A 19,303-nucleotide genomic window follows, 5' to 3' on the forward strand; every position below is an offset into this window, starting at 1 on the left:
GGAATGAGCAATGCTGAAAGTGGACAACCTGACGCTGCACTATGGCCAGAGCCAGATCCTTCATGGCATTTCTCTGACGGCTGAACCGGGCAAGGTGACGGCGGTGATGGGCACCAACGGCGTGGGCAAGACCAGCCTGCTCAAGGCTATCGCCGGGCGGCATCCCTATTCCGGCGGGACAATCACGCTGGACGGTGCACCGCTGGATCATCTGACCGCGTTTCAGGCGGCACGGGCCGGAATTGCCTATGTGCCACAGGGGCGCGAGGTGTTTCCGCTGATGACCGTGATGGAAAACCTCGAGTCCGGTTTTGCCTGCCTGCCCAAATCGGAACACAAGGTCCCGGACCACATCTGGGATCTGTTCCCGATCCTCAAGGAATTCATCCATCGGCGCGGCGGCGACCTATCGGGTGGTCAGCAACAGCAACTTGCCATTGCCCGCGCGCTGATCAGCAAACCCCGCGTGTTGTTGCTGGACGAACCGACAGAAGGCATTCAGCCCAACATCATCCAGCAGATTGGTCGCGTCATCGCGCAGCTTCGCGATCAGGGCGACATGGCGATCATTTTGGTCGAGCAGTATTTCGACTTTACCTATGGGCTGGCGGACAGCTTCTTTGCCGTCAACCGGGGGGCTGTTGTGCTTGAGGGTCCGCGCGACCAGATCGACCGCGAAACGCTGCTGTCGCGCGTCTCAATCTGACATCTACAGCGCTGCCACAATGGAGAGATCGCAGCGCCCGGCCCTCTGGGCGGCTCTGGACCTGCGTGCTAAAGGCGGGGCAAAGGAGCGCCCCGATGCATCAGCCCCCCCTGCCCCTCACGCGTGATCTGGTCCTGATTGGCGGCGGACACACCCATGCCTTGGTCTTGCGCAGCTGGGGGATGAACCCGCTGCCCGGCGTGCGGGTCACGCTGATCAATCCCGCGCCGACAGCGCCCTATTCCGGGATGCTGCCCGGCCATCTCGCGGGGCATTACAGCCGCAGCGCGCTCGACATTGATCTGGTGCAATTGGCCCGCTTTGCCGGGGCGCGGATCATCGTGGGGGCTGCCCATGCGTTGGATCCGGTTGAACGGACAGTGCAAGTCGCGGGTCGCCCCACCATCAGCTATGACATCTGCTCGGTGGATGTGGGGGTCACCAGCGCGATGCCAACCCTGCCCGGTTTTGCCGAACACGCTGTCCCGGCCAAACCGCTTGGTCCGCTGGCCAGCCGCTGGGCCGAATATCTGCCCGGGGCTGGCCCGGCCTCGGTCGCGGTGATCGGCGGCGGCGTCGCGGGAGCAGAAATCGCCATGGCCATGGCCCATGCGCTGCGGCAGGCCAACCGCACCGTCGGCGTGACCCTGATCGAACAGGACCACATCCTGTCAGCCGTCAAACCGCGAACAGCGCTAAGTCTGCGCACAGCGCTGGCGGACCTTGGGGTTAAGGTTATTGAACAGGCTGTTGTCGGCCAAATTGATGCCAACGGCGTTCTGTTGCGCGATGGCCGCAGGATCGACGCGGGCTTTGTCACCGGGGCAGCGGGCGCGCAGCCCTATGACTGGATTGCGCAGACTGGCGTGAACCTGCACCAAGGATTCATCGCAGTGAACGCCCAATTGCAATCCAGCGACGCACACATCTTTGCGGTCGGCGATTGCGCCCATTTAACGGCATCCCCACGCCCCAAGGCGGGCGTGTTTGCTGTCCGCGAGGCACCGGTGCTGTTTCACAACCTGCGTGCGGCGCTAAGCGGCGGCGCAATGCGGGCCTATCGGCCCCAGCGCGACTATCTCAAGCTGATCTCGATGGGTGGCAAGTCAGCGTTGGCCGAACGGTTCGGCCTGCCCCTCTCCGGGTCAATTATGTGGCAATGGAAAAACCATATCGACCAGAAATTCATGCACAAGTTCAGCGATCTACCCCGGATGCCAACGCCGCGCCTGCCGTCTCCGCGCGCGCTGGACGTGGATGTCGCGGTAGGCCCGCGCCCCATGTGCGGTGGTTGCGGCGCAAAGGTGGGGCGCGGTGCGCTGACTGATGCGTTGGCTCGGCTTGACCCGCCCCGGCGCTCTGACATCCGCGCACTGCCCGGCGACGACGCAGCGCTGTTGCTGACCAGCGGCGCGCAACAAGTGATCAGCACCGATCATCTGCGCAGCTTTACCAATGATCCCGTCGTGATGACCCGTATTGCCGCCGTCCATGCGCTTGGGGATATCTGGGCCATGGGGGCCAGGCCACAGGCCGCGCTGGTCAGCCTGATCCTGCCACGACTGTCGGACAGTCTGACCAGACGCACCATCGAGGAAATCATGCAGACCGCGCAAACAGTCCTGCGCGACGCCGGTGCCGAAATCGTCGGCGGCCACAGCTCGGTCGGGGATGAGATGACCATCGGGTTCAGCATCACCGGGCTGTGCGACGACGCGCCGATCACCCTGCGCGGCGCACAACCCGGCGACGCGTTGATCCTGACCAAACCGCTGGGCAGCGGTGTCATCCTTGCCGCCGAAATGACACGCGAGGCCCGGGGCGATTGGGTGATTGCAGCGCTGGATCTGATGCAGCGCGGTCAGGGTAGCGCATCAAAACTGATGCGCGGCGCCCATGCGATGACTGATGTCACCGGTTTTGGACTGGCCGGGCATCTGCGCGGGATCTGCGATGCCTCGGGCGTCGGTGCTGAGATTGTGCTGCACGACGTGCCGTTGATGCCAGGCGCGTTTGAGCTGTCCGATGCCGGAATACGTTCGACCATCTTTGCGCAGAACCGTGCGGTTCTGGCGGATTTTCCCAGCGATCCGCGCCGCGACCTGCTGTTTGATCCGCAGACCGCTGGCGGATTGCTTGCCGCCGTTGCTGCGGACAAGGCCCCGGATCTGATCCGACAGTTGCAAGCGGTCGGCGACCCCGCTGCGATTATCGGCCATGTGACGGCCGCAGCCGGTCAGATCACCATCGTCTGAAGCGCACCCTCGATCCGGCCCGCCACCACGTCGAGCGAGGCGGGATCGAGCCGTTCGGTCGCAATCCGAACCGCCACACTGGGGGCCACGGCGCGCATCGACTTGTCATAGGCGGGATCGTAATGCTGGGTCACAAGCGCGGCAGTCAGGGCCGTCATGTCGCCCTGCGTGATCAGATCTGACCAATGATCCACCACGGGCCGGCCACGAAACGCCACCAGATGTTGCAAAATCTGCCGCAACCTCTCTCCGTTGGCCAGAACGTCGGCATAGGCCTCAGCCAGATAGCGCGCCCGTTCCGGCACCGGCGCAGAAACTTCGATCCAAGGGGCGGCTTTCATCGCGGCCCACAGGCTGGGCGGCAGCAGCAGCGCGCCGATTTTGCTCGATTCCGCCTCGACCACCACGGGCCGCGCGGGATCGAGCCGATGCAAAGCCTGCGCCAGCGCCGATTCAAACGCCTTTTGGCTGGGCTGGCCCCCCGGCATCCCACCCAGCAACGAACCGCGATGATGCGCCAGCCCTTCAAGATCCAGAACCTGCACGCCGCGCCGGTCAAGATGTTGCAACAGATCCGTCTTTGCGGTGCCGGTATAACCGCCAAGCTGAACCACCCGATGCGGGATTGGCGCGTCATACAGCGCCTGCGTCACCAACCGCCGATAGGTCTTGTAACCGCCGCGCAAAACATCGGCACGCCAGCCAATCTGCCCCAGCATCCACGTAAATGCGCCGGATCGCTGACCGCCGCGCCAGCAATAGACCAGCGGTCGCCAGCCGCCTTCGTGATGCGCCAGAGGCCCCTCGATATGCGCAGCAGCATTGCGGAACACCAGCGCAGCGCCCAGTTTGCGCGCCAGAAACGGGCTTTCCTGCTTATAGATCGTACCGACGCGCGCACGCTCGGCGTTATCAAGCACGGGAAGGTTGATCGCGCCAGGCACGTGATCCTCGGCGAACTCAGCGGGGCTGCGCACGTCGATTACGGTATCAAAACCATGCGCCAGCAGCTCAGAAAGATGTGTTGCGTCAACAGCCATGCCAGCCTCTACCGCACCGCGCCCGTTAGCGAAAGCGGCAAGACGCGGGCGCTTGGACTGGCATGCGGCTACGTGCGCCTGACGCACCGCGCCGCGCAGTCCCGGCACCGCCGCAACCGCAGACGTTCAGGCTGTGTGTGAACGCCATGGCGAATCCCGGCCGTGGTTTGGCCTCAGACGTCCTCAAGCCGATCGGTCGCGGGTGGCGGTGTGGCGCTGAGTGCGCTGATACGGGCGTAAAGCGCGGCGTCCAGCGCATACTCCATACCATCCAGCGACGGGGCCAATTGCGTGGCTGAGCGCGCGGACAGGATCGGCACCGGCCCCGCAGCATGCGCCGCAACCCAACTCACCGCGAGCGTGGCGGGATGTGTACCAAGTTCGGCGGCCAGTTCGGACAGGTCAGCGGCGGTCTGGTGCATGGCCTGCGGCGCATATCGCTGCGCATAGCGGCGATCCTCGGCCAGTCGCCCCGTTGCAGCACCGCCGGTATATTTACCGGTCAGCAACCCGCCACCCAGCGGTGAATAGGGCACAGCAAGGATGCCTTGGGCAGCGCACATCGGCAGGATCTCGACCTCAGCCTGACGCTTGGCAAGGTTGTACATCGGCTGGAACACGTCGATCCGTGTCTCGAACCGGGCTGCGACGGCCTGCGCTTTCATCACCTGCCAGGCCGCAAAGTTGGACACACCGATGTGACGGATCTGCCCCTTGGCCTGCAATTCTGCCAGCGTTTCAAAAGTTTCTTCGAGCGGAGTGCTGTCGTCCCAGCGGTGCAGATATAGCAGATCGACAGCATCCATGTTCAGCCGCTTCCGGCTGGTGTCAAACGTCGCTTGGATATTCTGGCGCGAAGACCCACCGGCAAATCCCGCCTTGGTGGCGATATAGACCGCATCGCGTTCATGGGCGACACATTGACCCAAGAGCGTTTCCGACGCCCCGTCGGTATAGACATAAGCCGTATCAAAATGCCGGATACCGCGCGCGCGGCAGGCGTCGTACATGGCGCGGCTGGCATCACTATCGGCGCGGCCACCGAACTGCATTGTGCCAAAGGCAAAGGCGGGGACGGTGCTGCCGTCGCGGGTTGTAAGCTGTGTCATACCGGGATGGTGCCCGTTTGAAGCGGGATTGAAAAGGTGTGAAACGCCGCGCCGGTGAATACCGGGCCTTAGAACCGATCTCGCGCGGCGTGGTCGGATGGTTCTGCCGATTTGCGGCGGATCGACCGGAGTTCCCGCTGATCCGCCATTGTTGGGCAGTCATTCCGCCGGGGCCGGTGTGACTGCACGCGTCAGGGTCTGTCGGCCTGTGTGCGTCGGTTCGTCCAGCTGCGGTTTTATGCGACGCAGCCGGAGCGCGTTGCTCAGCACAAAGACCGACGACAGGGCCATGGCACCGGCCGCCAGCACCGGCGACAGAAGTATCCCAAACGCGGGATACAGCACGCCCGCGGCCACCGGGATCAGCGCAATGTTGTAGCCAAAGGCCCAGAACAGGTTCTGGCGGATGTTGCGCATGGTCGCGCGCGACACGTGCAGCGCATTCACCACTCCGCGCAGATCCCCGGACATCAGGACCACATCGGCGGATTCGATGGCCACGTCGGTCCCGGTGCCGATGGCGATCCCCACGTCAGCCGAGGCCAGCGCCGGGGCGTCGTTGATCCCGTCGCCGACAAAAGCCACCTTGCGGCCACCTTCGCGCAGCGCGTCGAGGGCCGCGACCTTGCCGTCCGGCAGAACCCCGGCCACCACATGGTCAATACTGATCTCGGATGCAATTGCCTCGGCGGTTTCGCGTTTGTCGCCGGTGATCATCGCGACCTGCATCCCCAGCGCATGTAGTGCGGCAATGGCGGCGGCGCTGGTGGGTTTGACCGGATCTGACACACCAATCACAGCGGCGATGCGTCCGTCTATCGCTGCAAAAAGCGCCGAACGCCCGCGTTTGGCCAGCGCCGTCTCGGTCGCGGTCAATGCGCCGGGATCAATACCCTCGCGGGTCATCAGACGATCAGCACCAACCAGCACATCACGCCCCGCCACACGGGCCCGCACGCCGTAACCCGCAATCGCGGTGAAATCGCTCAGATCGTGGCGCGCGGCCCCCTCGGCGTTGGCGGCGCGCACAATCGCCTCGGCAATGGGATGTTCCGAGCGTTCCTCGACCGCCGCAACAAGGGCCAGAACCTCGGCCCGCTCAAAGCCGTCCGCCAGGATCAGGTCGGTCAGTTCCGGGCGACCCTCAGTCACCGTGCCGGTTTTGTCGAGTGCAACCACCTCGACCGCCCCCAATCCCTGCAACGCATCGCCCTTGCGGAACAACACGCCCAGCTCAGCGGCGCGCCCTGTTCCCACCATGATCGAGGTCGGCGTGGCCAGCCCCATCGCGCAGGGACAGGCGATGATCAGCACCGACACTCCGGCCACCAGCGCATAGGTCAGCGCCGGTGCGGGCGCGAGGACCAGCCAGGCCAGGACGGTCAGGGCAGCCGCCCCCATGATCGCGGGCACGAACCACAGCGTGATCTGATTCACCAGCCCCTGGATCGGCAGACGGGTGCCCTGCGCCTCTTCGACCATGCGGATGATCTGCGCCAGCGTGGTATCGCCTCCAACCCGCGTCGCGCGAAACCGAAAGCCTCCCGCCCCGTTCACCGTGCCGCCTGTCACCACCGCGCCGGGCCCCTTTGCAACTGGCAGCGGCTCGCCGGTGATCATGCTTTCATCGACGTGGCTTTCGCCGTCGATGACTTCGCCGTCCACCGCCAGCCGTTCACCAGGGCGCACGACCACGACGTCGCCGGTGCGGATGTCCACGATAGCCAGTTCAACGACCGTGTCGTCGCGCACGACGTTGGCCGTGCGCGCCTGCAACCCAAGCAAGGCCTGAATCGCCGCGCCGGTGCGCCCCTTGGCCCGCGCTTCGAGCCATCGACCGATCAGGATCAGCACGACGATGACCGCCGCCGCCTCAAAATACACCGCGCGCACAGCGTCCGGCAACAGGCCCGGCACAAAGGTGGCGATGACCGAATAGAGATAGGCTGCCCCAGTGCCGACCGCGACCAGACTGTTCATATCCGGCGCCGCCTTGAGCAGCGCGGGAATTCCCTTGGCGTAAAACATCCGGCCCGGCCCGATCAGAACCAGCGTGGTCAGGATGAACTGGATCACCCAAGAGGTCTGCGTGCCAATGACCCGGTCAATCCACATATGAAATGCGGGGATCATATGACCGCCCATCTCGAGCATAAACACCGGGAGCGCCAGCGCCGCTGCCAACACCACGGAGTTGCGCATAGTGGTGATCTCCTGCGCCTTGCGGGCGGCAGTACTGTCATCGTTCTGGACCGACGCATGGATCGAGGCGGGATAGCCCGCTTTGGTCGAGGTGTCCGCAATTTCGGTCGCGGTCAGCGTCCCTTCGACATAGCGCACCGTCGCGCGCCCGGTGGCCAGATTTACCTGCGCTTCGGTCACACCTGGCAATGCGTTCAACGCCTTTTCCACCCGCCCCACGCACGAGGCACAGGACATCTTGTTGACGTCGATAGTCGTCTCGGCCTGACGCGCAGGATAGCCAGTACGCTCAAGCGTCTCTGACAGGATGGTCGCAGTGACGGTCCCGTCATGCGTCACGCGGGCGGTTTCTGTGGCAAGGTTGACCTCGGCCTTGGTCACTCCGGGCACGGCCGTCAGGGCCTTTTCGACCCGTCCGACGCAAGAGGCGCAGGACATGCCGTCGACCCGCAGGCTCAGGGTGTTTGCGCGTGTCATGACTGTAATTCCTATCTGGTACTTCGGATACAACACACAGATAGGGATTCCAGTGACTGGAAGGTCAAGGGCCGGACAGAATTTTAGTATAAGGACGGAATTCCACCCGCTCCCTCGTCTTGGTCCGCGAACGCTGCGGTTCCACGGTTCAGCCTTGAGGTGCCGCACACCGTCGTCCCCGGCTTAGGCCGGTTTTAGGCTCGCGTGGTCATGATCGTGATCGTGCGTATGATCATGGGTGCGACCACCCCCGGGCTGTTCACCGGGATCGAGCGTACAGACCAACGCCCCCTGCCCCCAATCGATCTCGATGGTGGAATGGGCAATACCGTAGTCTGCCGCGAGCAGCGCCTTGATCGCCCCCACGACCGCGGCCGGCTCTGCGTCGGCGCGCAGTTGCACATCCATCGTCGCCGAAGGTTGCCCCGAGGTGATCGACCAAACATGGACGTGATCCACGTTCACCAGCCCCGGCACCTTTGCGATCAGATTATCCTTGAGATCCGAGACCACGACATTGCCCGGCGTCCCCTCCATCAGCACGTTGAGCGATGCCTTGAGCAGTGCCCAGGCTGACCTCAGGACAATCGCTGACAGCAGCACCGACAGGATCGGATCAATCGGGGTCCAGCCGGTAAAGTAGATCGCAACAGCAGCGACAATCGCCGCGACCGAGCCAAGCATATCCCCCATGACATGCACCATCGCGCCACGGATATTCACGTGGTCGCGGTCGCCTTTCATCAACATCCAGAACACGCCGCCATTGACCACAAGGCCCAGCACCGCAATCACCAGCATTGGACCGGCCATGACCGGCGCAGGCTCAAGCAGGCGCTGCACCGCTTCGTAGGCGATCCAGATCACCAGCAGGATCAATGTCACCGCATTGACAAACCCAGCAAGGATTTCGAACCGCATGTAACCGAATGTACGTTTGTCATCGCTTTTGCGGCGGCCAAAACGAAAGCCGGCCCAGGCCAGCGCCAGTGCCGCAGCATCGGTGAACATATGGCCCGCATCGGCAATCAGCGCCAGAGACCCCGAAAGCAGGCCACCGACCAGCTCTGCGAGCATAAACCCAAATGTGAGCACAAAACCGACCAGCACCACACGTTCGTTGGATGCGCTCACATCCGGGGCATGGCTGTGCGTTCCGTCGCCATGGTCATGATCGTGGCAGTGATCGTGGTCGTCCGACATGGGGTGTCCTTTCTGCCGCCCGTCCGGAGCGGATCGGCCTGTCTGGGTCGGCGTATCAGCAACGGGCCACGGATAGGCGGCCACGGATAACCGAATGCCCTGAAGTTAGTATAACCCGCGCGCTTTCCCAACCCGGATCGAGCCGCAGAATGTCGCAGATCACAGTCAGGCATCTACCGGAACGCCGTGGTGCTGACTATGCCCGGGACTGCACTGACACCAGTTTGTGAAACCGACCGCGACATCGGCACGGTAATGCGCCAAACCCTGTATCTGCTGTGGACCCCCGGCGTCTGACACCCTAACTTGCACCTGCAGCAACCCAAGGCGCCCCATGTCCGACTCCGTTAAATATCAGGTCCTCGCCCGCAAGTACCGCCCCGAGACGTTTACCGACCTCGTTGGTCAGGATGCCATGGTACGCACGCTAAAGAACGCCTTTCAGGCGGACCGGATCGCACAGGCGTTTATCATGACCGGCATTCGCGGCACCGGCAAAACCACCACCGCGCGGATCATCGCCAAGGGGATGAACTGTATCGGAGCGGACGGCACCAGCGGGCCGACAACCGAACCTTGCGGCACCTGCGAACATTGCAAGGCGATCATGGAAGGCCGCCATGTCGATGTGATGGAGATGGACGCCGCGTCCAACACCGGGGTCGCCAATATCCGCGAAATCATCGATTCCGTACATTACCGCACCGCCTCGGCCCGCTACAAAGTCTACATCATCGACGAAGTTCACATGTTGTCGACCGGTGCGTTCAATGCCCTGCTCAAAACACTCGAAGAGCCCCCCGCCCATGTAAAGTTCATCTTTGCCACGACCGAGATTCGCAAAGTCCCCGTCACTGTGCTGTCGCGGTGCCAGCGGTTCGATCTGCGCCGGATCGAACCCGAGGTGATGATCGCCCTGCTGCGCCGCATTGCAGCCTCGGAGCAGGCTGAAATCCATGATGACGCGCTGGCACTGATCACCCGTGCCGCCGAAGGGTCGGCGCGCGATGCGACGTCGCTGCTCGATCAGGCGATCAGTCACGGCGCGGGCGAAACCACCGCCGCGCAGGTGCGCGCCATGTTGGGGCTGGCGGATCGGGGCCGGGTTCTGGACCTGTTCGATCTGATCATGAAGGGTGACGCCGCTGGCGCACTGACCGAACTGAGCGCGCAATATGCCGAAGGTGCGGACCCGATGTCTGTCCTGCGGGATCTGGCCGAGGTGACGCACTGGATTTCGGTGGTCAAGATCACGCCCGAGGCCGCCGAGGATCCGACCATCGGGCCGGATGAACGCATTCGCGGTCAGGGAATGGCGCTGGCGCTGGGGATGCGACCGCTGACCCGGATGTGGCAAATGCTGCTCAAATCTCTGGACGAGGTGGCATCGGCCCCCAATGCGATGATGGCCGCCGAGATGGCGGTGATCCGGCTGACGCATGTCGCCGAACTGCCGTCCCCCGAGGATCTGGTGCGCAAGCTGCAGAACACGCCGCCTCTGCCTGCGGCGGCATCTTTGACCTCCTCTGCCCCTCAGCCGGGTGGCGGTGGAACTCAGGCGCGCGTGCCCGCCGTTGCGCCTGTCGCCAGAACGACCGGGTCGGGTGGTCAGGGCGGGGATCAACGGGGCAACGCGGTGCAAGCGCTGGCGGTTGATCCCGCACTGGATCGGTATCCCAGCTTTGACCATGTAGTCGAACTGATCCGCAGCAACCGCGATGGCAAACTTCTGGCCGATGTTGAAACCGACATACGGCTGGCCGCTTATCAGCCGGGGCGCATCGAATTCACCCCGACGGACCGCGCATCGGCGGATCTGGCGCAACGGCTGGGCACCGCGCTTCAGCGCTGGACCGGGAACCGCTGGGCGGTGACGCTGGTCAATGGCTGCGACGCTGCGACAATCGACGAGCGCCGCAATGCCGCCGATACGGCACTCAAGGCCGAGGCCGCCGCGCATCCGCTGGTGCAGGCCGCCCTTGCCGCCTTTCCCAAGTCGCGGATCAGCGCAGTGCGCACACCCGAAGCCCTGGCCATCGCGGTGCAGGCCGACGCCCTGCCCGAAGTCGAGGATGAATGGGACCCGTTCGAGGACGAGTGATGTTGTCCCGCCCGGCCCCGTTTTCGGACAGCCGTTGCCGCCTTGCCTCCATGGGCTGTGGCAATCGTAAATTCCCGCGTGCCTGCGCACTGATCCATCACGCCGTCCGCACCCGGCCCTTGTGACGCCCCCCTGCGGCGCGTATCTGTGACAAAACGCATCCCACTCAGGAGGTTCCGATGCTCAAAGGACTAGGCGGACTTGGTGACATGGCCAAGATGATGAAAACCGCGCAGGAAATGCAGACCAAGATGGCGCAGCTGCAAGAAGACATGCAGACCATCATGGTGACGGGCGAATCCGGTGCCGGTCTGGTCACAGCGACCTGCACCGCCAAAGGCGAGCTGAAGGGGCTGGATATCGACCCCTCGATCTTTAACAAAGACGAAAAGGAAGTGGTCGAGGATCTAATCCTCGCCGCGATCAAGGATGCGCAATCCAAGGCCGCAGACCGCGCCCAGAGCGAAATGTCCCGACTGACCGAATCGATGGGCCTGCCTGCGGACATGAAGCTGCCGTTTTGACCGCAAAACCGCAGCAGTTCCGACAAAGCGGGATTCCCGTGCCGGGCAGCCAACCCCAGCGCCCTGACAGTCGAACCTGATGTCCGACCGCACTGATATAGATGCGCTGATCGACCTGCTGGCGCGCCTGCCGGGGCTTGGCCCACGGTCGGCGCGGCGTGCGGTGCTGCATCTGATCCGCAAACGCGGCCAGTTGCTGTCGCCGTTGGCGCAACTGATGCAGACGGTTGCCACCACAGCGCGCGAATGCCTCAACTGCGGCAATATCGGCACGTCGGACATCTGTGCGATCTGCGACAATTCCAAACGCGCCAATGGTATTCTCTGCGTGGTCGAAGATGTCGCCGACCTGTGGGCGATGGAACGGTCGGGCACCTTTCGCGGGCGCTATCACGTTCTGGGTGGCACGCTGTCGGCGCTGGATGCGGTGGGGCCCGACGATCTGCGCATCCCGCGCCTTGTCACCCGGATCGCAATCGAGGAAATCTCCGAAGTTATCCTCGCTCTCAACGCGACGGTCGATGGCCAGACCACCGCGCATTATATCGCCGATCAACTCGACGGTCGCGTGACGCTTAGTTCGCTCGCTCAGGGTGTGCCGATCGGAGGCGAGCTTGACTACCTGGACGACGGCACCATCACTGCTGCGCTGAACGCCCGCAAACCACTCTGACTCAACCATACCGAGCGACCCGACTCATCCCTCAGCCCTACCAGGCTGCGCCGTGATCCATCCCGCGCCCAACTGCTAGAGGCGGAAAAATCGCCCGAATTCCGGCTGTATTCTACGCGAATCCTCCCTTTGTGACGATTTTTAATACCACTGGCCGCGACAATCACATTTTGGCTGATAGGCTGGTGTGATCGACACGGACGCACGGCATCCAATCAGGAAGGGACAGCCACATGGGATTCTTCGACTCGATCTTCAACATTATCAACGACCTGACGTGGGGGTGGGCGCTCGTGCCTTTTCTTGTCGTGCTTGGCGTGTTTTTTACCGTCGCCAGCGGCTTTGTGCAGTTCCGGTTTTTCAAACGGATGTTCAGCGTCTTGACCGGCAATGACGAAACGTCGGACCCGACCAAAATCAGCGCGCGTGAGGCGCTGTTTGTGTCGGTCGGAGGCCGTGTCGGCGGCGGCAACATCGCAGGCGTCGCCGTCGCGATCACCGCAGGTGGCCCCGGTGCCGTGTTCTGGATGTGGGCGATTGCGCTGATCGGTATGTGCTCGGCCCTGGTCGAGGCGACACTGGCCCAGCTTTACAAACGCACCTCACCCGCGGGCGATTATCGTGGCGGCCCCGCCCGCGCGATCATCCACGGGCTGGGCGAAAATTACCGCTGGCTTGCCGTGATCTATGCGGTCTGCCTGATCGCGTCCTTTGCCATCGGGTTCAACGCCTTCCAGGGCAACACGGTGGCGGGGGCCGCGCTCGATTCCCTGTCGATCCCGCGTATCTACACCGGCGCGGCGCTGGCCATCGCGACCGGTTTCATCGTCTACGGCGGCATTCACCGGATTGCCAAGGCTGCGGACATCATCATCCCGGTCATGGCCCTTGGCTATATCGGGATGGCATTGCTGATCATCCTGCTCAACATCACCGGCCTGCCCGGCGTGATCTGGGACATCGTCGCCAACGCCTTTGGCTTCCGCGAGGCGGTGGCCGGCGGCATGGGCGCTGCCATCGCCCAAGGCCTGCGCCGCGGCCTGTTCTCAAACGAGGCGGGCCTTGGATCGGCACCGAACGTCGCCGCCACAGCCTATGTCAAACACCCGGTCAGTCAGGGCATCACCCAGAGCTTTTCAGTCTTTATCGACACGATCATCATCTGCTCGTGCACCGCTTTTGTGATCCTGCTGGGGGATGTCTATGTTCCCGGCGCGGAAGGCGTGGATGGCGTGGCCCTGACCCAACAAAGCATGGTCAGCCACGTGGGGTCCTGGGCGCAATATTTCCTGACTTTGGCGATCTTCCTCTTCTCGTTCTCGTCGATCATGTACAATTACTATCTGGGCGAAAACGCGCTGAGCTTTATGACCGAAAACCCGATGGCGCTGCATATCCTGCGCATCGCAATCATCGGCATTGTGTTCCTGGGCGCTGTGGCACCGGGAGCGACGGCGGTGTTCTCGTTCTCGGATCCGATGATGGGCATTCTCGCGGTGGTCAACCTGCTGGCGCTGATGATGCTGTTCCCGACGGCGCTGCGCATCATCAACGACTTCCGTTCGCAGCTGGCCGCTGGCATCGCAAAACCGGTGTTCGATCCCAAGAAGTTTCCGGATCTAGACACCGATCATACCGCCTGGCCTGACGCGAAATAAACCACGCGCGATCGACAGAGGGTGCCTGCGGGCACCCTCACATTGCGAACGCCATTACCGCATCGCGACAGCCTGCCCCAATACTTTTATCCGGGCCGCGAACCTGTGCCTCATTCCTGACTGTGGAAGACAAATGGCTTGATTGGCTTAACGATCAAAGGCATCGTGCCCCAACGGCATCCCAGGCTGGGGAATCGCGGATTATCAGCGGTATATTGAAAAACTGTCCGTCTGGCTGAGGCCGCTATTCTGGCCTGACAACCATTTTTTTAATTCGTGAAATTTGGACCCAGCCGATAATTCATCGACAAACAAGGAATTTTGAACATGGACGATTTCTCTAGCGACGACACCACAACAGGACAACTTTCAATTGGCGGCACATCCGGGGGCGAGTTGGAAGAGATCGGTGATACCGACTGGTTTGCGATCACCCTCGAAGCGGGCATGCACTATGAGTTCAACCAGACTGGCGCATTTTCAGGCGGGGGCACACTGGACGATCCCTACCTGGAATTGTATGATAGGTCCGGTAACTTTCTAGCTGGTAACGACGACTATGATAGTCTGGATTCAAAGATTATCGGCATCCAGGCCCAGTATTCAGGAACATACTACCTGAGCGCGGGGGCCTATTCTTTCGACGATTTTGGCACATACACCGTTTCCGCCTTTGAACTTTTCGATCTCATCTCTGCAGATACGGATACTGTTGGCGAAATTGGCGTGAATGAATCGGTCGAGGGCGTGTTTGACTACGATCTTGATGACGACTGGTACGCGATAACCCTTGCGCAAGACGAAAGAATCCAAGTCACAATCGCGGATTCCGTCGACACGCCATTCGCACTATGGATCCCTCGCGTCTCGATCTATGACGCCACAGGTGCCCTGTTGACCGATAGTCCCGACTTCTACGAAAACGTCTGGGGGATCGATGAATTCCAGGCAGAGTATGACGGAACGTATTACATCGGTGCCACCGACTATGCGCTTTATCCCACGGATTACGTGCTGCAAGTTTTGTCGCTCGCCCCAATTCTGGAAACCGGCACGGAAGAGCGTGATACGCTGACCGGTGGCGCTGGCGATGATGAATTGATCGGACTGGGCCGTGCCGACCGGATCGAAGGGTATGGCGGCGACGATTTTCTAGACGGCGGCGACGGCAGCGATGAATTGCTGGGCGGCGCAGGCGACGACACCATCCTCGGCGGCGACGGCAACGACGCCATCGCAGCGTCAGACGGAAACGACAGCGTCGACGGCGGCGCGGGAAACGATATCATTGGCGGCGGGCTGGGCGATGACATCCTGCGCGGTGGAGATGGCCGTGACGGCATCAAGGCGGGCGACGGCGACGATCTTGTGATCGGCGGCGAAGGAAACGACCGTCTGGCAGGCGGCTGGGGTCATGACGTTTTGATTGGTGGCGCTGGCAACGACGACATTGGTGGCGGCGATGGACGAGATACCATTTATGCCGGTCAGGGCAACGACACTGTAGGTGGCGGGTATAGCGGCGATATCATGATCCTGGGTGCGGGCGATGACGTCGCCTATGGCGGCGAGGGCGCAGACTGGATTTCCGGCGGCACTGGCGACGATATCCTGTTCGGGGGCACCACCTACAACTATTACTACTACTATTACTCAACCAGCCCGGACGATACCCTGATCGGCGGCGCGGGGGATGACATCATGACTGGCGGCGGTGGTGCTGACAGCTTTGTGTTTGATGTGTTCAACATGGGTGAAGTCGACCAGATCACTGACTTTGCTCTGTACGAAGATAACCTCATCCTCTCCGGTATTGCAGGCGACGACCCCGAAGCGCAATTCGCCGCTCTGACGTTCAGTGACGTCGATGGCGGGACATTGATCGAATATGAGGGGCATACGATCAATCTGGACAACGTGTTGTCGGCTGATCTTGGGCTGGATCATTTCGTGTTTCTCTGACGCCCCCCCGGTTGTGCCGTCAAAGCATCGCCTTGGCCTGATGGATTGTGACAGCCTGCCCCGCCCCCCCCGGGGGCGGTTATTTTTCGTTTACCGACCGTAATTGGATGCGATACACCCTGCCCCATGACCGTTCACATCGTTGAAACCGCGCGCCTGCGCCTTGAACCCTTTGCCCCCAGCCACCGCGCCGGGCTGTGCGCAATGGATAGCGATCCGCAGCTCATGCGCTATATCGGCGACGGCCAACCCAAACCCCCCGCAGACACCGATGCCGCCATCGCGCGCGTTCAGACCCGCTGGGCAGACCTGGGCTATTCGTGGTGGAGCCTGTTTTTGCATCGCTCGAACGAGGTTATCGGCGCCGCCTGCGTGCAGAATCTGGCTAATCAACCTGACGCGCCACTGGAAATCGGTTGGCGGTTGCGCCCGGAATTTAGGGGGCAAGGCTACGCGACCGAAGCGGGGCGCGCGGCGGTCAACTTTGCCTTTGACACATTAGGGGCGCGCTATTTGATGGCAGTGGCACATCCTGAAAATTTAGCCTCGCACCGGGTGATGCAACGACTGGGCATGACCTGTCTGGGGATTCAGACCCACTATGACCAGCCCTGCACCGTCTATGAACGGCACCGGCCCACCATCTGACCCAATCGGCCGTTTCGTCCCACGCCCCATCGCGGCGCAACGTAAAGGCCCGCGCGGATCCGCACGGGCCTTGGCATCCCAAACGGGGTGGGATCAGCTCCGAGGATCGTCGCTGTCGTCTTCATCCTCGTCGTCGTCTTTTTCTGGCAGATTAAAGAAGCTGTCCGCATCGGCAAAATCCTTGTCGCTGCGCTTGTCTTCCTCATCTTCACGCGGATCGGTCAGGCTAAAGGTTTCCAGCCCCTCGATCGCCGTCGGCAGGCGCGGTTCGATGTCCATACCAAGGCTCTGCTCGGTGCTGACCAGCTTGCGACGCTCGTCATCACTCAGCACGCCGCCAGCTTTCTTCGACGCCTTCTGAACAGCGGCATCAAGCTCGGACTGCTTGCACAGCCCCAGCGCGACCGGGTCGATCGGCTGAATGTTTCCGATGTTCCAATGGGTCCGCTCGCGGATCGCCTGGATCGTCGGCTTGGTGGTACCCACCAGCTTGCTGACTTGGCCATCGGTCAGCTCCGGGTGAAACTTGACCAGCCACAGGATCGAAGCCGGGCGATCCTGCCGCTTGCTGAGCGGGGTGTAGCGCGGACCGCGCCGCTTTTCTTCGCCCACTGCTGAGGCGTTGAACTTCAGCTTCAACTTATAGAACGCCTCTTTTTCGCCCTTGTCGATCTCTGCCTGCACCAGTTGGTTGTTGGCAATCGGGTCGAAACCCTTGACGCCAACGGCCACATCACCGTCGGCAATGCCCTGCACTTCCAGCTCGTGCATGCCGGTAAAATCCGCGATCTGCTTGAAGGTCAGGGTCGTGTTGTCCACCAGCCAAACGGCGGTGGCGCGTGCCATGATCGGTAAGCCCATTCCACATCTCCTTGCGCATGTCTTCCCCGGCGCCCGGGGGTCCAAGCGGCTCTGGCGTCCAGAGCAGGTTTCCGTTGTCGGGGAACTTGGCGGCCTTATAGTCGCCCTGACCTCAAGAGGAAAGAGAAAATGCGCTGGCTGATACCGCTGCTTCTGACCGCAACCCTGGCCCGCGCCGATGGCGAAGCGGCAGGCGAATTCGACTATTACGTGTTGGCGCTTAGCTGGTCGCCCAGTTGGTGCGCACTCGAAGGGGATGCGCGCGAGTCACCGCAATGCGACCCGGCGCGTGATTTTGGCTGGGTCATGCACGGACTCTGGCCGCAGTTTCACCGCGGCTACCCATCGTATTGCCAAAGTTCCGAGGCCCCGCCATCGCGCCGCATGTCCGCCGCGATGGCCGACATCATGGGCACGTCCGGGTCGGCCTGGTATCAGTGGAAGAAACACGGGATCTGCTCGGGCCTGTCTGCCGCGAACTACTACGCCCTCGCACGCGAGGCCTATGAACGCGTCACCCGCCCCGAGGTGCTACGCCGCCTGACCAAACCCGTAACCCTGCCCGCCAAGCTGATCGAAGAGGCCTTCATCAGGGCCAACCCCGGATTGGACCCCGACATGATCACCATCACCTGTGCATCTGGCCGGATTCAAGAGGCGCGCCTGTGCCTGTCCCGCACCCTCGACCCGGTGCCCTGCGGGTCGGATGTGGTGCGCGACTGCCGGATGGACAACGCCCTGCTCGACCCCGTGCGCTGACCGACTGGGCCGAACAGGCAAATCCTGACCCTGTCCAGCGGCAACAACCGGCTGGCACAGGTGCGTGGCAGCACACCGCAACCGCCACGCGCAACATCCCTATACAGTCAGAACCGTACTGCCCGTGGTCTGACGCGCCTCTAGCGCGCGATGAGCGTCGGCGACATCGTCAAGCGCAAAGCGTTGGTCAATACGAATGTTCACCGCGCCTGACGTGACCTTGGCAAAGAGCATCGTCGCCATTTCCTGACAATTCTCGTGCCTTGCGATATGGGTAAATATCGTTGGGCGCGTGATCTTGAGCGAGCCTTTCTGCCCCAAAACCCCGATGTTCAGCGGCGGCACCGGACCAGACGCATTCCCGAACGAGATCATCATTCCCAACGGCCTGAGGCAGTCGAGCGAACCTTCGAACGTATCCTTGCCAACCGCATCCATCACCACATCGACGCCGTGGCCGTCGGTCAGGTCGCGTACCTTTTCAACCCAGTCGCCGGCGCGGTAATTGACGCAATGTGTCGCCCCGTGTTCCAGCGCCAGCGCACATTTTTCATCCGAACCGGCGGTGCCGATCAGCTTGATCCCTTCGGAACGGGCCCACTGGCAGGCAATCAACCCGACGCCGCCCGCAGCAGCATGAAACAGCACGATGTCGCCACGTTTCAGCGGGGTTGTGCGGTGAAACAGATACTGCACCGTCAGCCCTTTGAGCATCATCCCCGCACCTTCCTCGAACGAGATGTCATCGGGCAGCGGGCAGACCTGAGCAGCAGGCATCACCCGTGCCTGCGTATAGGCGCCCGGCGGCTGCGCGGCATAGGCGGCACGATCCCCGATCCTCAGATGCGTGACGCCCTCGCCCACCGCCTCGATCACGCCGGCGGCTTCCATGCCCAGCGCATGGGGCAACTGCATCGGATACAGCCCCGAGCGTTGGTAAACGTCGATAAAATTCAAACCGCAGGCAGCGTGCCGGATGCGGATTTCACCCGGAGCGGGATCCCCCACTTCGCGATCAACGATCCTGAACATTTCTGGCCCGCCATGGGCCTCGATCAGCGCGGTTCTTGCAGTCGTCATGTGACATTCCCCCCTATTAATTCTCTGGCCGCAGCGCGACTCTTG

15 protein-coding genes are annotated in these 19,303 nt (G+C 62.2%); 9 read left to right on the plus strand and 6 right to left on the minus strand.

The features are described 5' to 3' along the window. Positions 1-10 precede the first annotated feature (10 nt). Together urtE and selD are read left to right on the plus strand one after the other, a co-directional pair. The gene (gene urtE, locus IMCC21224_RS15950; RefSeq protein ID WP_047996179.1) at positions 11-706 is read left to right on the plus strand and encodes an urea ABC transporter ATP-binding subunit UrtE; all 696 of its coding nucleotides are present in this window, start codon (positions 11-13) and stop codon (positions 704-706) included. A 95-nt stretch (positions 707-801) separates the two neighbouring features. Beyond that, positions 802-2,961 carry a selenide, water dikinase SelD gene (gene selD, locus IMCC21224_RS15955; RefSeq protein WP_047996180.1) on the plus strand — a complete coding sequence of 720 codons (2,160 nt, stop codon included), beginning with the start codon at positions 802-804 and terminating at the stop codon, positions 2,959-2,961. Here selD and mnmH read toward each other — a convergent pair. The 4 genes from mnmH to IMCC21224_RS15975 all read right to left on the minus strand — a co-directional run bounded on the left by mnmH (position 2,943) and on the right by IMCC21224_RS15975 (position 8,992). Beyond that, complete coding sequence (mnmH, locus tag IMCC21224_RS15960; protein WP_047996181.1) at positions 2,943-4,001, minus strand: tRNA 2-selenouridine(34) synthase MnmH; 1,059 nt, start codon at positions 3,999-4,001, stop codon at positions 2,943-2,945. The two genes, selD and mnmH, sit on opposite strands and share 19 nt — an antisense overlap. Before the next feature lie 173 nt (positions 4,002-4,174). Beyond that, entirely contained in the window at positions 4,175-5,110 is a 936-nt protein-coding gene (locus tag IMCC21224_RS15965; protein ID WP_047996182.1) for an aldo/keto reductase, read from the minus strand. Between the two features lie 159 nt (positions 5,111-5,269). Next, complete coding sequence (locus IMCC21224_RS15970; protein WP_047996183.1) at positions 5,270-7,789, minus strand: heavy metal translocating P-type ATPase; 2,520 nt, start codon at positions 7,787-7,789, stop codon at positions 5,270-5,272. 183 nt (positions 7,790-7,972) lie between these two features. Beyond that, positions 7,973-8,992 (minus strand): cation diffusion facilitator family transporter, encoded by a 1,020-nt coding sequence (locus IMCC21224_RS15975; protein ID WP_047996184.1) that lies wholly within the window; start codon positions 8,990-8,992, stop codon positions 7,973-7,975. A 334-nt stretch (positions 8,993-9,326) separates the two neighbouring features. Here IMCC21224_RS15975 and IMCC21224_RS15980 point away from each other — a divergent pair, with 334 nt between their 5' ends. From IMCC21224_RS15980 to IMCC21224_RS16005, 6 genes are all read left to right on the plus strand, one after another. After that, the gene (locus IMCC21224_RS15980; RefSeq protein ID WP_047996185.1) at positions 9,327-11,093 is read left to right on the plus strand and encodes a DNA polymerase III subunit gamma/tau; all 1,767 of its coding nucleotides are present in this window, start codon (positions 9,327-9,329) and stop codon (positions 11,091-11,093) included. Between the two features lie 179 nt (positions 11,094-11,272). Further along, positions 11,273-11,617, plus strand: a complete 345-nt coding sequence (locus IMCC21224_RS15985; RefSeq protein WP_047996186.1) for a YbaB/EbfC family nucleoid-associated protein — start codon at positions 11,273-11,275, stop codon at positions 11,615-11,617. Between the two features lie 79 nt (positions 11,618-11,696). Then, complete coding sequence (recR, locus tag IMCC21224_RS15990; protein ID WP_047996187.1) at positions 11,697-12,290, plus strand: recombination mediator RecR; 594 nt, start codon at positions 11,697-11,699, stop codon at positions 12,288-12,290. A gap of 233 nt (positions 12,291-12,523) precedes the next feature. Then, positions 12,524-13,948, plus strand: a complete 1,425-nt coding sequence (locus tag IMCC21224_RS15995) for a sodium:alanine symporter family protein (protein WP_047996188.1) — start codon at positions 12,524-12,526, stop codon at positions 13,946-13,948. Positions 13,949-14,275: 327 nt separating this feature from the next. Continuing rightward, the gene (locus IMCC21224_RS26600; RefSeq protein WP_053079006.1) at positions 14,276-15,910 is read left to right on the plus strand and encodes a calcium-binding protein; all 1,635 of its coding nucleotides are present in this window, start codon (positions 14,276-14,278) and stop codon (positions 15,908-15,910) included. 126 nt (positions 15,911-16,036) lie between these two features. Then, positions 16,037-16,558, plus strand: a complete 522-nt coding sequence (locus tag IMCC21224_RS16005) for a GNAT family N-acetyltransferase (RefSeq protein ID WP_047996189.1) — start codon at positions 16,037-16,039, stop codon at positions 16,556-16,558. Between the two features lie 93 nt (positions 16,559-16,651). Here IMCC21224_RS16005 and IMCC21224_RS16010 read toward each other — a convergent pair whose 3' ends face one another. Then, complete coding sequence (locus tag IMCC21224_RS16010; protein WP_047996190.1) at positions 16,652-17,419, minus strand: DUF1013 domain-containing protein; 768 nt, start codon at positions 17,417-17,419, stop codon at positions 16,652-16,654. Positions 17,420-17,548: 129 nt separating this feature from the next. Between IMCC21224_RS16010 and IMCC21224_RS16015 the strand changes: the two genes are divergently transcribed. Next, positions 17,549-18,178, plus strand: coding sequence for a ribonuclease T2 (locus tag IMCC21224_RS16015; protein WP_047996191.1), 630 nt, complete (start codon positions 17,549-17,551; stop codon positions 18,176-18,178). 99 nt (positions 18,179-18,277) lie between these two features. Here the strand turns inward: IMCC21224_RS16015 and IMCC21224_RS16020 are convergent, their stop codons facing one another. Continuing rightward, positions 18,278-19,258, minus strand: coding sequence for a quinone oxidoreductase (locus tag IMCC21224_RS16020; protein WP_047996192.1), 981 nt, complete (start codon positions 19,256-19,258; stop codon positions 18,278-18,280). Between the last annotated feature and the right edge of the window lie 45 nt (positions 19,259-19,303).

This window comes from Puniceibacterium sp. IMCC21224 (assembly GCF_001038505.1).
Lineage (GTDB): Bacteria > Pseudomonadota > Alphaproteobacteria > Rhodobacterales > Rhodobacteraceae > Puniceibacterium.

Bases quoted from the DNA above. Each gene is read 5' to 3' on its own strand.
- urtE (WP_047996179.1), top strand. From the start codon at position 11: ATGCTGAAAGTGGACAACCTGACGCTGCACTATGGCCAGAGCCAGATC.
- selD (WP_047996180.1), top strand. From the start codon at position 802: ATGCATCAGCCCCCCCTGCCCCTCACGCGTGATCTGGTCCTGATTGGC.
- mnmH (WP_047996181.1), bottom strand. From the start codon at position 4,001: ATGGCTGTTGACGCAACACATCTTTCTGAGCTGCTGGCGCATGGTTTT.
- IMCC21224_RS15965 (WP_047996182.1), bottom strand. From the start codon at position 5,110: ATGACACAGCTTACAACCCGCGACGGCAGCACCGTCCCCGCCTTTGCC.
- IMCC21224_RS15970 (WP_047996183.1), bottom strand. From the start codon at position 7,789: ATGACACGCGCAAACACCCTGAGCCTGCGGGTCGACGGCATGTCCTGC.
- IMCC21224_RS15975 (WP_047996184.1), bottom strand. From the start codon at position 8,992: ATGTCGGACGACCACGATCACTGCCACGATCATGACCATGGCGACGGA.
- IMCC21224_RS15980 (WP_047996185.1), top strand. From the start codon at position 9,327: ATGTCCGACTCCGTTAAATATCAGGTCCTCGCCCGCAAGTACCGCCCC.
- IMCC21224_RS15985 (WP_047996186.1), top strand. From the start codon at position 11,273: ATGCTCAAAGGACTAGGCGGACTTGGTGACATGGCCAAGATGATGAAA.
- recR (WP_047996187.1), top strand. From the start codon at position 11,697: ATGTCCGACCGCACTGATATAGATGCGCTGATCGACCTGCTGGCGCGC.
- IMCC21224_RS15995 (WP_047996188.1), top strand. From the start codon at position 12,524: ATGGGATTCTTCGACTCGATCTTCAACATTATCAACGACCTGACGTGG.
- IMCC21224_RS26600 (WP_053079006.1), top strand. From the start codon at position 14,276: ATGGACGATTTCTCTAGCGACGACACCACAACAGGACAACTTTCAATT.
- IMCC21224_RS16005 (WP_047996189.1), top strand. From the start codon at position 16,037: ATGACCGTTCACATCGTTGAAACCGCGCGCCTGCGCCTTGAACCCTTT.
- IMCC21224_RS16010 (WP_047996190.1), bottom strand. From the start codon at position 17,419: ATGGGCTTACCGATCATGGCACGCGCCACCGCCGTTTGGCTGGTGGAC.
- IMCC21224_RS16015 (WP_047996191.1), top strand. From the start codon at position 17,549: ATGCGCTGGCTGATACCGCTGCTTCTGACCGCAACCCTGGCCCGCGCC.
- IMCC21224_RS16020 (WP_047996192.1), bottom strand. From the start codon at position 19,258: ATGACGACTGCAAGAACCGCGCTGATCGAGGCCCATGGCGGGCCAGAA.